Here is a 13187-nt window from a genome sequence, read left to right as displayed (position 1 = left end):
GCCCTCTGCCGCCAAGATGAAGGGATGGAGGAACGCCTGGAGCAGGCAGAGCTCGACGCCCTGTGGCTCCCCGGTGACCCGATCGCCTCGGCGGAGCGGCTCGCCGCCGCCGCCGCGCAGCCGGGGTGGTCGGAGCTCGTCCGGGCGGAGCTGGAGACCCAGCGCGCCCGCGCGCTCGGGATGCAGGGCCGGTTCGCGGAGGCGGAGGCGCTGCTCGACTCGCTCGAACCCGCCGCGGGCCGGCTGGAGGTGCGCGTGCTGCTGGAGCGCGGCCGCCTGCGGAGTGCCGAGGGCCGCTACGAGGAGGCCGTCGAGGTGCTGCAGGAGGCGCTGCGGGCCGCCCGCCGGGACGGAGAGGTGGCCCTCGCGGTCGAGACCGGCGCCGTCCTCGCCGAGAGCGACGCGGCGCACGCCGAGCAGTGGATCGACGAGGCCCTCTCCGACCTGTCCGGAACCGACGATCCGCGCACACTGCGCTGGGGCGTCGTCCTGCACGAGCTCCGCGGCTGGTCCCGCTTCACCGACGGGGACGCCGCAGCCGCGCTCGTGTCGTTCGAGGACGCCCTGTCGTTCGCCGAGGAGGTCGGGACGCCGGATCAGCGTTTCGCCGCCCAGTGGGCCGTCGCCCGGTGTCTGCGCGAGCTGGGGCGGGCGGAGGAGGCCATGCCCCTGCAGCGACGCCTGGCCGCCGAACGGCCCGACGAGCCGGCGGTGCGGGAGGAGCTGGAGCAGCTGGAGGCGATCCTCGGGCCGAATGCGTCGGAGGACACGCCTACGATCGAGTCATGACCTCCTCCGCCCCGGCCGCCGCCGACGCAGGCTCGGTCGGCCTCGACGCACGGCTGAGCGGGGTGCTCGGCGGGCGTACCGCTTCCGCGTTCGAGAAGGCGTTCGGGATGCGCACCGTCGCCGACCTGCTCAGCCACTACCCGCGCCGGTACGCGAAGCGCGGCGAGCTGACCGCGCTGGCGAACCTGCCGCTCGACGAGAACGTCACGATCATCGCCGAGGTGCTGCGCGTGCAGGAGCGTCCGATGCGGGCGCGACGCGGCAGCATCCTCGAGGTGAAGATCTCCGACGGCGAGGGCATCCTCACGCTCACGTTCTTCAACCAGGCGTGGCGCTCCCGCGAGCTGGTCCCTGGCGTGCGCGGCATCTTCGCGGGCAAGGTGTCCGCGTATCGCGGCGCTCTGCAGCTGGCGCATCCCGACTACGAGCTGTTCGAGCCGGACGCCGCCGACGCCGTCATCCCCGGCGGCGCGGCCGCGAAGGAGTGGGCGCAGACGCCGATCTCGATCTACCCGGCGACGGGCACCGTGGCCAGTTGGCAGGTGCAGAAGGCCGTCGGTCTCGCGCTCGACGCCCTCGGGCCGGTTCCGGATCCGGTCCCGGACGCGGTGGTCGCCGAGCGCGGGCTGGTGTCGTTCCGCGATGCGCTGGAGGGCGTCCACCGCCCGCAGAAGGACGCGCAGTGGCAGCGCGCCCGCGACGCGCTGCGGTTCCAGGAGGCGTTCGTGCTGCAGGCGGCCCTGCTGCAGCAGCGCGCCGCGACCCGTCAGGTCGCCGCCACCCCGCGGACCGCCGTGCCGGGCGGCCTGCTCGAGCGCTTCGACGCGGCCCTGCCGTTTTCGCTCACGGGCGACCAGGAGGTCGTGGGCCGTGAGATCGAGCGCGACCTCGCCGACACGGCGGCGATGCACCGGCTGGTGCAGGGCGAGGTCGGCTCCGGCAAGACCCTGGTCGCCCTGCGGGCCATGCTCGCGGTCGCCGACTCCGGCGGCCAGTCGGCGCTGCTGGCCCCCACCGAGGTGCTCGCCGCGCAGCACCTGCGATCGATCGCCTCGATGCTCGGTCCGGACCTCTCGGCCCAGCTCATGCCGACGCTCCTCACCGGGCAGCTCTCGACCGCCGAGCGCAAGCGTGCCCTGCTGCGCACGGTCTCCGGGCAGGCGCGGATCGTGGTCGGCACACACGCCCTGCTCGGCGACGCCGTCACCTTCTTCGACCTCGGGCTGGTGGTGGTGGACGAGCAGCACCGCTTCGGCGTCGAGCAGCGGGAGGCGCTGCGCGCGAAGGGTGGCACGCCGCCGCACGTGCTCGTGCTCACGGCGACACCCATCCCGCGCACCGTCGCCATGACCGTCTTCGGCGACCTGGACGTCTCGACGATCGCCCAGCTGCCCGCCGGCCGCCAGGGCATCGAGAGCTTCGTCGTCCCGCTCGCCGACCGGCCGGGGTGGGAGCGCAGGATCTGGGAGCGCGCCTCCGAGGAGATCGCGAAGGGGCGGCAGGTATTCGTCGTCTGCCCGGCGATCTCCGGCAAGGACGTGGAGGACGACGGCGAGGAGCCGGAGCCGACCGAGTCCGCGGAGGGCGCGACGCCGCGGCCGATCGCCAACGTGGAGGCCGTCGCCGCGCAGGTGCGGGCCGACCCGCTCTTCGCCCAGGCCCGCATCGGCGTGCTGCACGGACGGCTGCCCTCCGAGACGAAGGACGAGGTGATGCGGTCGTTCGCCGCGGGCGACATCGACCTGCTCATCGCCACAACGGTGATCGAGGTGGGCGTCAACGTCCCGAACGCGTCGGCCATGGTCGTGCTCGACGCGGACCGCTTCGGCGTGTCGCAGCTGCACCAGCTGCGCGGGCGTGTGGGGCGGGGCGACATCCCGGGCCTCTGCCTGCTGGTGACCTCCGCCGAGCAGGACACCCTCGCCCGCGAGCGGGTGGAGGCCGTCGCCGCGACCCTCGACGGCTTCGAGCTCGCGAACGTCGACCTGGAGCTGCGCCGCGAAGGCGACGTGCTCGGCAGCAGGCAGTCCGGCGGCCGCTCGTCGCTGCGGCTGCTGCGCGTCGCCAGCGACGGCGAGCTGATCGCCGACGCGCGCGTCGCCGCGGAGGAGACGCTGGAGGGCGACCCGACTCTCGCGGCCCACCCTGCACTCGCCGCCGCGCTCGCCCGGCGCCTGGACGAGAGCGAGCGCGCCTTCCTCGGCAAGTCGTAGCCGCGGGCCCACGCCACGCCGACGCAATCGTTTGGTAACGGATTCACAACGAAATGCCGGGAACCGCGGGATAGTCTGGAGGTCTATGAACAGGATCGCCGTTGTCCCTGGATCGTTCGACCCGGTCACCCTCGGGCACCTCGATGTGATCGAGCGTGCGGCGCGCCTGTGGGACGAAGTGCACGTCGTCGTGGTGCACAATCCGGACAAATCCGCGCTGCTGCCGATCGCGCAGCGGGTCGCGCTGATCGAGCGCTCGATCGAGGACGCGGGCATCGTCGGCAACATCGTCATCGCGTCCTGGTCGGTCGGCCTGCTCGTCGACTACTGCACGGATGTCGGAGCCCACGTCCTGGTCAAGGGCATCCGTTCGCAGGTGGACGTCACCTACGAGACCCCGATGGCCATCGTCAACCGGCATCTCGCCGACGTCGAGACCGTGTTCCTCCTGCCCAACCCGGCGAACGCCCACGTGTCGAGCTCGCTCGTGCGCCAGGTGTCCGCCCTCGGCGGCGACGTCAGCCCGTACGTGCCGCCGGCCGTCCACGAGTACCTCCAAGAGACCTAGCCACCGGGGGAGCCATGAACAGTTACGCGACGCGTCAGCCCACCGAGTCCTCGGTCGCGCCGGAGGAGGAGACGGGCGCGGCGCCCGGGATGGACCTGGACGAGCTGAGACGCGCCGCGGAGCAGATCACCGCCAACGTCGAGTCCGTCATCGACGGAAAGCACGAAGCCGTGCAGACCGCCCTGGTCGTGCTCCTGGCCGAGGGGCACCTCCTGATCGAGGACGTCCCCGGCGTCGGCAAGACCATGCTCGCCAAGTCGCTGGCCAAATCGGTCGACTGCACGGTGAGCCGCATCCAGTTCACGCCGGACCTGCTGCCGAGCGACGTGACGGGCGTGTCGGTCTACAACCAGGCGGAGCGGCGGTTCGAGTTCAAGCCGGGCGCCATCTTCGCGAACATCGTCATCGGCGACGAGATCAACCGGGCCAGCCCCAAGACGCAGTCCGCGCTGCTGGAGTGCATGGAGGAGCGCCAGGTCACGGTCGACGGATCGACCTATCCACTCGCCGCGCCGTTCATCGTGGTCGCGACGCAGAACCCGGTCGAGATGGAGGGCACCTACGCCCTGCCCGAGGCGCAGCGCGACCGCTTCATGGCCCGGATCGCCATGGGCTACCCCGACGAAGGCTCCGAGCTCGCCATGCTGACCACGCGCGACACCTCCAGCCCGCTCTCGCGCATCCGTCCCGTCGTCACCTCCGACGAGTTGCGGGCGATGATGGTCACCGCGCGCAGCGTTTTCGCTTCGACCCCGGTCAAGCAGTACGCGGTGGATCTGGTGCGCGCGACGCGCGAGGACCGCGACCTGCGGCTCGGCGCCAGCCCGCGTGCGACCCTGCAGCTGATCCGAGCCGCCAAGGCGATGGCGGCGCTCGCCGGCCGCGACTTCGTCCTCCCCGACGACGTGGACGCGCTGGCCGTTCCCGTGCTCGGCCACCGGCTGCTCCCCACCAGCCGCGCTCTCGGGCACCACCACGAGAGTGCGCCCGTCATCGCCGACATCGTGCGGCGGATCGTCGCGTCGACGCCGGTCCCGGTGGGTTCCGGCTCGGTCGGCGGCCAGGGTCGCTAGGGTGCCCGCCCGCGGTCGCGCCTCCTCGCCGCTGAAGCGGCCGCGGCCGACCGCGCGCGGCTGGACCCTCGGCGCCGTCGGCGTCGTCGCGCTGATCGCCTCCGCCTGGTTCGGGCGCACCGACGTGCTGTTCGTGGGCGTCTTCCTGACCGTGCTGCCCCTCGCCGCCATGATCTCGGTGACGGTGGACCGGCCGCGACTGACCGTGACGCGCAGCTTCCACCCCGACGTGGTCGCGGCGGGGGAGCGGACCACGATCGTGACGACCGTGCGCAACCAGTCGGCGCGGCCGAGCCCTGCGGCGCGCTGGCGGGAGTCGGCGGCGCCGGAGGTCGGGGTGCAGGGGCCGGCACCGCTTCCGCGGCTGGGCGCCCACCAGGCCGAGGGCTATCACGGCAGGGACACCACGGTGCTCCGGCAGGAGGTGGTCCCGGAGCGGCGCGGCGCTCATCCCGTCGGCCCGCTCGTCGTCAGCCGCACCGACCCGTTCGGCGTCGCGTACGCCGAGTACGCGCTCGGCCAGCCGCGGCAGCTGCTCGTCACGCCGCGCGTGGTCGCGCTGAGCCGGGGCGAGCTGGATGTCGCGCACAGCGAGGGCACGGAGCACGAGCTGCTGCGCCACAGCATCCCGAGCGCCGACGAGCTCATCGCGCGCGAGTACCGGCCCGGCGATCCGCTGCGGCGGGTGCACTGGCGAGCGACGGCGAAGCACGACCAGCTGATGGTGCGGCAGGAGGAGCAGCGCAGCAACCCCGAGGCGTGGATGCTGATGGACACGCGGCCCCTGCCGGCGCACGACGCGGCCGCCGCGGCCGAGTTCGAGACCCTCGTCGATCTGGTCGCCTCGATCGGCGTGCATCTGCTCGACGAGGGCTTCGTGCTCAGCATCGTCGAGACCGGCGAGCGGCAGCTCTCCGGCCGCAGCGGCGCCGGGCGCACGGGCACGATGGGCGCGACGACCGCCACCTACGACACCGGAAGCGCCGACCGGATGCTGCTGGCGGACCTCGCCGCGGTCGAGTCGTCGCCTGCGGGGCGGGAGGACGCGGTCGCCGAGCTCGGGGCGGGCCTGCGCCGCGCGGGCCGCCCGGTGCCCGTGTTCGCTGTGCTCGGGAGCACCCCGCCGACGGAGCTCGGGGCGCTCGCCTCGCTGCGCTCGATGGGCGACCCCGCCGTGGCCTTCGTCGCCGCGTCCCTGCCGGACGACGCGGTCGAGGTGCTCGCGGACGCCGGGTGGATGTGCGTGCGGTTCGAGGCGGGCGACGACCCCGCGGACGCGTGGCAGCGCGCCGTCCGCCGCCAGCGGGAGGGGGTGGTCTCGCGTGGCGACTGAGTCGCTCGCCGTCGCGGTGCCCCGGGTCGCCGGTCGGCACCGGGTCGCGTACTGGCGCATCACGGGTGCGCTGATCGTCCAGGTGCTCGCGCTGAGCTATGCGCTCTCGGGCCTCATCCAGGGCGCGGGATGGTGGTTCGCCCTGGTGGCGACCGCCGCCGGCATCCTCGTCACCGGCGCAGGGCTGCGCGCCGTCGGCGTGCACCGCGGGCTCGTCCCCGTGCTGCTCGCCGTGGAGGCGGCGGTGGTGATGACGGTGGCGTTCGGCCGGGGCACAGGGCTGCTCGGCCTCATCCCGACGCCGGCGACCGTCCGCAGCTGGTCCGACTACGGGCAGCAGGCGCTGCTCTCCATCTATCAGCAGGGGACGCCCGCGCAGGCGCTCCCCGAGTTCCTGTTCCTCGTGGTCGGCGGCGGCTGCCTGCTCGCGGTCATCCTCGACCTCCTGGCCGTGGCCATCCGCGCACCGGCCTTCACCGCCCTCGGGGTCGGCGCGGTGCTGGTCGTGCCCGGCGCCCTGCTCGGCGACGGTCTCGACCCGATCGCCCTCGCCGCCTCGGCCGCCGCCTACCTCTGGCTGCTGCGCTGCGACATCCGGACGCGGCGGCAGGGCACTCCGCGTCCGGTGCCCGCGCTCTCCGTCGGGGCGTCCGCCGTCGTCGTCGCGGTGCTGCTCGCCGGCACGGCGCCCGGCTTCGACCAGGGAGGAGCCACGTCCTTCACCGCCGGGGGAATCTCCATCGGTGGCACCGTGACGCCGCTCGTGGACCTGGGCAAGGACCTGCGCCGCCCCGCCGCCGTGCGTGCACTGACGTACACGACGTCGGCGAAGAGCGGCCAGTACCTCAAGCTCGCCTCCCTCGACCAGTTCACCGGGTCGGTCTGGAAGCACCGCGAGCGCGACACCAACCGGCTCAGCGACGGCGCGAAGATCGGGCCCGTCGCGGGGCTCGCGGACACGGTCAAGACGACGAAGATCACCACGACCGTCTCGATCGACAACATGACCAGCCGCTGGCTTCCCGCCCCGGCGCCGGTGCAGTCGGTGAAGGGGCTGAACGGCACCTGGTCGTGGGATCCGGACGACCTCACGATCGGTGGCATCAACGCGACGACGCAGGGCCAGAAGTACACGGCGACGAGCCTCGTGCTGCAGCCGACCGCCGATCAGCTGAAGGCGGCGGGCGGGTTCGTCCCGGCGGACGTTCAGCGCGACCTCTTCCTGCCGCCGAACCTGCCGTCGATCATCCAGGACACCGCGCTCTCGGCGACGAAGGACGCGCTCACCGAGTACGACAAGGCGGTGGCGCTGCAGGACTACTTCCGCGACAACAGCTTCGTCTACTCCACCCAGACACCGTTGAAGCAGGGCTACGACGGCGACGGCTCCCGCGTGATCGCGCGGTTCCTCGAGGTCAAGAGCGGGTACTGCGTCCACTTCGCGTCCGCGATGGCCCTGATGGCGCGCACGCTCGGCATCCCATCGCGTGTCGCGGAGGGCTACCTGCCCGGCGCCACGAGCGGGGGGACCGCGACCAACCCCGGCGAGTACACCGTGACGAGCGACGACCTGCACGCGTGGCCGGAGCTGTACTTCGCGGGCGTGGGCTGGGTGCCGTTCGAGCCGACCGTCGGGCGGGGGACCGTTCCCGACTACACCCGCCCGCAGGTGGATGCCGCCGCGCCGGCGCCGAGCTCGACCTCCGGCTCCACCTCCGCCCCGCGCGCCCTCGTCCCGACCGACCCGGCGAACCCGGCCGGCGCCGCCACCTCGACCACGACCTCCGGCGGCCAGCCGCTGGCGACCGGCATCGGCGTCGCCCTGCTGGCCGTCGGCGTCCTCCTCACCCCCGCGGTGTGGCGGCGGCTGCGGCGCCGACGGCGGCTGCGGGAGCTGAGCGACGAGTGGGGCGGTGCGTCCCTCGCGTGGGACGAGTTGCGCGACACGGTGCGCGACCTCGGCTGGACCGCGCCGCCGACCGAGACGCCGCGGGTGTTCGCCGACCGGGTGGGCGCGGCCGTCGCCGGGACGCCGGCGGAGGAGGCGCTCCGCCGGCTGCTCGCGGCGATGGAGCGCGACGCCTACGGACCGCCGATGCGGAGGTGGGCGGGCGGCCTCGCCGACGACCTCGAGGCGGTGCTCGGCGCGCTGGAGGCGCAGGCCGGCCCTGCGCTGCGCGCGAAGGCGCTGCTCGTTCCTGTGTCGTTGCTGCCAGCGGGCTGGTCTTCCGCCGTCAGGCCGCGGAATGCCGCGTAAAATAGTCCCTCGTGACTACCAAGAACTCCCCGTACGCGATCAATGTGTACGACCTCGAGCGCCGTCCCGGCACGATGCGCGAGGAGCGCATCAGCATCCCGGTGACGGCGAAACTGGGCGAGGGGCTGATCAGCGTCCCCGAGGGCGCGACCATCGATCTCGACCTTCGGCTGGAGTCGATGCACGAGGGGATCCTCGCCACCGGAGACGCCACGACGACCGCCGTCGGCGTCTGCGGACGCTGCCTGATCGACATCGAGCAGCCTGTCCAAGTCGATTTCCAGGAACTTTTCGCGTATCCTTCTGACGAAGCTTTCGATCATGAGGTTCACGACGACCACGTGGATCTTGAACCTCTGATCAGGGATGCGGTGGTGCTGTCACTGCCGTTCCAGCCGGTGTGCCGGCCGGACTGCCCGGGTCTCGACCCCGAGACCGGGGAGAGGCTGGCGGATGTACCGGACCGTGAGCCCACGCAGACCATCGATCCTCGCTGGTCCGCGCTCGCTGGTTTCCAGGCTTCCGACACCGATGACCGCCCGGATGTGTCCGGAACGAACACAGAGAAGAGATAGCCATGGCCGTTCCCAAGCGGAAGCAGTCGCGCGCCAACACCCACGCCCGTCGTTCGCAGTGGAAGGCCTCGGCCCCCACGCTCGTGAAGACGATCGAGAACGGCAAGGTCACCTACAGCCTGCCGCACCGCGCCAAGGTCGTCGAGGACTCGGCGGGCACCGCCCTCTTCCTCGAGTACAAGGGCCGCAAGGTCGCCGACGTCTGATCGTCGCGCTCACGCGAGTGAACACCGTGGTCGGAGAGAACACTGACCGCACTGCACTTCTCCAGAAGCTCGGGGTCGAGATCGGCCCCGAGCTTCTCGAGCTTGCGCTGACGCACCGCTCGTACGCGTACGAGCACGGCGGCATCCCGAACAACGAGCGCCTGGAGTTCCTCGGCGACTCGATCCTCGGGCAGGCGGTCACCGTCAAGCTGTTCCGGGAGAACCCGGACCTCGACGAAGGGGAGCTCGCCAAGCGGCGCGCCAGCCTCGTCAGCTCCGTCGCCCTCGCCGAGGTCGCGCGCGGCATCGGACTGGGGGAGTACCTGCGGCTCGGCCGTGGCGAGAACCAGAGCGGCGGCCGCGAGAAGGCCTCCATCCTCGCCGACACGGTGGAGGCGCTCATCGGTGCCGCCTACCTCGACGCCGGCGGGGACGCCGCGACGGCGCTCGTCCTGCGGCTGGTCGAACCCCTGCTCGACGACCCGGAGCGCTTCGGCGCCGCGATGGACCCGAAGACCAGCCTGCAGGAGGTCGCCGCGCGCCGCGGCGCCGGGGCCCCGGTCTACTCGGTCACGAACTCCGGCCCGGACCATTCCAAGACCTTCCACGCCACCGTCGAGGTCGGCGAGCTCGTCACCGCCACCGGCGAGGGAACGAGCAAGAAGCAGGCCGAGATGGCCGCGGCGCTCAGCGCCTGGACGGAACTGACGAGACGACGTGCCAGAGCTCCCCGAGGTTGAGGTCGTCCGCGCCGGGCTCGAACCGGCGGTCACGGGTGCGACCATCCTCGGCGTCGAGGTCTTCGAGCCGCGTTCGCTGAAACGGCACGACCCGCTCGCCGGCGTCTTCGAGACGCTGCTGACCGGCCGGGTCATGCAACGCCCGGTGCGCCGCGGCAAGTTCCTCTGGCTCCCGCTGGAGGGGATGCCTCGCCGCGCGATCGTGGCCCATCTCGGGATGAGCGGCCAGATCCTGCTCCGCGAGCCGGGGATGGTCGAGGCGGGGCTGCTGCGCATCCGGCTGCACATCGAACATCCTGTGCACGGCGAACTGTGGGTGCACTTCGTCGACCAGCGCATCTTCGGCTCCATGGCGGTGGATGCGCTCGTCCCGACCGCCGACGGCGCACCGGCGGGCCTCGGGACCGACGAGGCGCTCATCCCCACGCAGGTCACCCACATCGCGCGCGACCCGCTCGATCCCGCGTTCGACGATGCCGCGTTCTTCGCTGCGCTGGCGTGCAAGAAGACCGACATCAAGCGCGCCCTGCTCGACCAGACCCTGGTGAGCGGCATCGGCAACATCTACGCCGACGAGGCGCTCTGGGCGGCGCGCATCCACTACGCCCAGCCCGCGAACACGCTCAGCCGGGCGAAAGCCCGCACGCTGCTGGCGGAGGTGCGGCACGTGCTCGAGAAGGCCCTCGCCGAGGGCGGCACGAGCTTCGACGCGCAGTACGTCAACGTGAACGGCGCGTCGGGGTACTTCTCGCACAGCCTCAACGCGTACGGCCAGCAGGGGAAGCCGTGCCCGCGCTGCGGAACCCTCATCGTCCGCGAGCAGTTCATGAACCGCGGCTCGCACTTCTGCCCGCACTGCCAGCGGTTGCGCCGCCCGCGCGCCGCCGCCTGATCGCGGGGGCTCAGTCGAGGGTCTTCTGCCAGTGGCCGGTCAGCGCGTGCGGGCGGAAGCCGAAGGCGCGGTTGATCGCCAGCATGGGGTCGTTCTCGTCCGCGTTCCAGGTCAGGATGCGGCGGATGTGCGGGGCGCGCCGCCCCAGCTCCTGGATGTTGCGCAGCTTGACCGCGGTCCCCAGCCGGTGGCCGCGGTGCGCGCGGGCGACGAGCGTGTCGTACTGCTCCGCCTTGGTCCCGTCGGCGGGGACCGCGAGCTCCGTGTAGGCGGCGATCCCGCCGGTCGCCTCGTGCACGGCCGCGGTGACCAGCAGCGGCTCGCCGTGCGCGACCAGGGTGCGCTCCTGCGACCGCACGCGTTCGCCGTCCCAGTCCTCCGGGTCGACCGCGATGCCGGTCTGCGGGATGTCGGTCGACATCCGTGACTTCATCGCAGCGAACTGCTCGAGCAGGTCGTCGGGCGCCGCGCCCCACCACGACACCAGCCGGTAGCCGTCGAGCGTCATCGTCAGCCCGTGCTCCCGCTCGCGGGGGAGCGGGAGCTGCAGCTCGCTCGAGCGCTCGATCTGGCCGAGGGTGTAGCCATGGCGCAGGGCGAACCGCACGTCGCGCGACTCGGGCGGCAGCCCGGCGGTCCCCGCCTGCGCCCGCACGAGCCGGTCGGTCGGCTCCAGGGTCCGCATCGGGTGCTCGGTGTACGTCGAGATCACCCGCCTGCCGCCGTCGGCCGCGAGCTCCTCGCCCTTCGCCAGCAGCGCCGACCCGATCCCACGGCCGCGCAGAGCGGGGACGACGTCGACCAGCAACGACACGGTCTCCGAGTCCGGCTCCAGCGGGAAGATCGCCTCGACCCGCCCCACGATCGCCCCCTCCTCAACGGCCACGAAGACGGTGCGCTCGGTGTAGTCCTGCTCCTGGTGGGCGGCGAGCGCCTGCTCCGCGGTCTCGACGAAGTCGTCGTCGCCCCACAGGTCGACGACGATGCCGTTCAGCACGCCGACGAGCTCCTCGAAGGCGGCGGATCCGGGCGTGCCGACGGCCTCAGGGATGGGCAGCCGCATCACACGCATCGCGCGAACACCTCCTCGGGCCGGTCGCGAGGCAATCAGCCTATCCAGGCGCCGATTGCGTGTGAACCCGCCTTCACCGTTTGGTTTCGATCGTGTAAATCTGCGTTCCGATGTTGGTTGCAAATCGTTGCGAGCCCTGTATTCTCAGCACACATATTCGTGGCACGAACCGGCGAAAACGGCGAGTTCGTGACGCAATAACGTCGAGAGGCAAGAGATGCTACGGAAGAAAGTCATCATCGGTGCGGCTGTTGCAGCGTCAGTCGCACTGTTCCTCGCCGGATGTGCCAACCAGCCGTCCACGGGAGGATCCAGCAACGGGGGCTCGTCCAAGGTGGACATCCCGGCGATCACGTCGGTCGATGTCCCGAAGGACGCCGTCCTCCCCGCCGGCGACGGAAAGGCCACGTGTCCTGCTGGCCTGACCATCGGCTACGTGGGTGCCGAGACGGGCCCGAACGCCCAGCTCGGAATCAACATCTACAACGGCATCCAGCTGGCGATCAACCAGCACAACGAGGCCAACAAGGGCTGCCAGGTCGGCTTCAAGAAGTTCGACACCGAGGGCGACCCGAACAAGGCGACCGGTCCGGTGACCCAGGCGGTCAACGAGTCCGACATCGTCGGCGTCGTCGGCCTGCCGTTCTCGGGCGAGTCCAAGGCGACCGGCAACATCTTCGAGCAGCAGGGTCTCGTCCACATCACCCCGTCGGCCACCAACCCCGGCCTGACCCAGAACGGGTGGAAGACCTTCTTCCGCGGCCTCGGCAACGACGCCGTGCAGGGTCCGGCCGCGGCGAAGTTCCTCACGGACAAGCTGAAGGCCAAGAAGGTCTACCTGGTCCAGGACGACTCCGACTACGGCATCGGCCTCGGCACGCAGACCTCGAAGGCGCTCGGCGACGCGCTCGTCGGCACCGACAAGGTGACCACCGGCCAGAAGGACTTCTCCGCGACGATCTCCAAGATCATCAACGCGAAGCCGGATGCGGTCTACTACGCGGGCTACTACGCCGAGGGCGCTCCGTTCGACCAGCAGCTGGTCAACAAGGGCTACAAGGGCACGTTCGTCGGCCCCGACGGCGTGAAGGACGACCAGTTCATCAAGCTGGCCGGCGACGCCTCGGGCAACGCCTACTTCACCTGCCCCTGCATCCCGGGTGAGCTGATCCCCGACTTCGAGTCGGCCTACAAGAAGCTCGCCAACGCCGAGCCGGGCACGTACTCGATCGAGGGCTACGACGCCACCACCGTCCTCCTGGCGGGCATCGACAAGGGCAAGACGACCCGCGCCGACCTGCTCTCCTGGGTCAAGGACTACGACGCCGACGGTCTGAGCAAGCACTACAAGTGGGACTCCACGGGTGAGCTGCAGGCCCCGGCCGTCTACGGCTACAAGGTCGAGAACGGCAAGATCGTGCCGATCGGCACCATCGGCTGATCCACCGACAGGGAGGGGTGCCGCGGGC

Annotated in this window: 12 protein-coding genes; 11 read left to right on the top strand and 1 reads right to left on the bottom strand. The window is 71.6% G+C overall.

Annotated features, from left to right (window positions below; translation table 11 throughout):
- The first annotated feature begins 24 nt into the window (after positions 1-24).
- From P5G59_RS05055 to mutM, 10 genes are all read left to right on the top strand, one after another.
- Entirely contained in the window at positions 25-789 is a 765-nt protein-coding gene (locus P5G59_RS05055) for a hypothetical protein (RefSeq protein ID WP_301216607.1), read from the top strand.
- Entirely contained in the window at positions 786-3002 is a 2217-nt protein-coding gene (locus tag P5G59_RS05050; protein WP_301216605.1) for an ATP-dependent DNA helicase RecG, read from the top strand. Before P5G59_RS05055 ends, P5G59_RS05050 begins: the two co-directional genes overlap by 4 nt.
- Positions 3003-3087: 85 nt before the next feature.
- Complete coding sequence (gene coaD / locus P5G59_RS05045; RefSeq protein ID WP_175337473.1) at positions 3088-3570, top strand: pantetheine-phosphate adenylyltransferase; 483 nt, start codon at positions 3088-3090, stop codon at positions 3568-3570.
- Positions 3571-3584: 14 nt separating this feature from the next.
- On the top strand, positions 3585-4643 hold the full coding sequence (locus tag P5G59_RS05040) for an AAA family ATPase (protein WP_301216602.1): 1059 nt from the start codon (positions 3585-3587) through the stop codon (positions 4641-4643).
- A 1-nt stretch (position 4644) separates the two neighbouring features.
- The gene (locus P5G59_RS05035) at positions 4645-5976 is read left to right on the top strand and encodes a DUF58 domain-containing protein (RefSeq protein ID WP_301216600.1); all 1332 of its coding nucleotides are present in this window, start codon (positions 4645-4647) and stop codon (positions 5974-5976) included.
- Entirely contained in the window at positions 5966-8233 is a 2268-nt protein-coding gene (locus P5G59_RS05030) for a transglutaminase TgpA family protein (protein WP_301216598.1), read from the top strand. The genes P5G59_RS05035 and P5G59_RS05030 overlap by 11 nt, the downstream gene beginning before the upstream one ends.
- A gap of 11 nt (positions 8234-8244) precedes the next feature.
- The gene (locus P5G59_RS05025) at positions 8245-8808 is read left to right on the top strand and encodes a YceD family protein (RefSeq protein ID WP_301216596.1); all 564 of its coding nucleotides are present in this window, start codon (positions 8245-8247) and stop codon (positions 8806-8808) included.
- Positions 8809-8810: 2 nt separating this feature from the next.
- The gene (gene rpmF, locus P5G59_RS05020; protein WP_064108731.1) at positions 8811-9014 is read left to right on the top strand and encodes a 50S ribosomal protein L32; all 204 of its coding nucleotides are present in this window, start codon (positions 8811-8813) and stop codon (positions 9012-9014) included.
- Between the two features lie 26 nt (positions 9015-9040).
- A complete protein-coding gene (gene rnc, locus P5G59_RS05015; RefSeq protein WP_301216592.1) occupies positions 9041-9754 on the top strand; it encodes a ribonuclease III in 714 nt (237 codons plus the stop codon).
- Positions 9732-10646, top strand: a complete 915-nt coding sequence (mutM, locus tag P5G59_RS05010; protein WP_301216590.1) for a bifunctional DNA-formamidopyrimidine glycosylase/DNA-(apurinic or apyrimidinic site) lyase — start codon at positions 9732-9734, stop codon at positions 10644-10646. The genes rnc and mutM overlap by 23 nt, the downstream gene beginning before the upstream one ends.
- 10 nt (positions 10647-10656) lie before the next feature.
- On the opposite strand, the gene P5G59_RS05005 is transcribed toward mutM, so the two are convergent.
- On the bottom strand, positions 10657-11718 hold the full coding sequence (locus tag P5G59_RS05005; protein WP_301216588.1) for a GNAT family N-acetyltransferase: 1062 nt from the start codon (positions 11716-11718) through the stop codon (positions 10657-10659).
- A gap of 217 nt (positions 11719-11935) precedes the next feature.
- Between P5G59_RS05005 and P5G59_RS05000 the strand changes: the two genes are divergently transcribed.
- Positions 11936-13159: a branched-chain amino acid ABC transporter substrate-binding protein gene (locus P5G59_RS05000; RefSeq protein ID WP_301216586.1), complete on the top strand. Its 1224-nt coding sequence runs from the start codon at positions 11936-11938 to the stop codon at positions 13157-13159.
- Positions 13160-13187 lie beyond the last annotated feature (28 nt).

It is taken from the genome of Leifsonia virtsii (assembly GCF_030433675.1).
In the GTDB taxonomy this organism is placed as follows: domain Bacteria; phylum Actinomycetota; class Actinomycetes; order Actinomycetales; family Microbacteriaceae; genus Leifsonia; species Leifsonia virtsii.
Note: the sequence above shows the minus strand (reverse complement) of the source record. Positions and strands in the feature narration are given on the sequence as shown.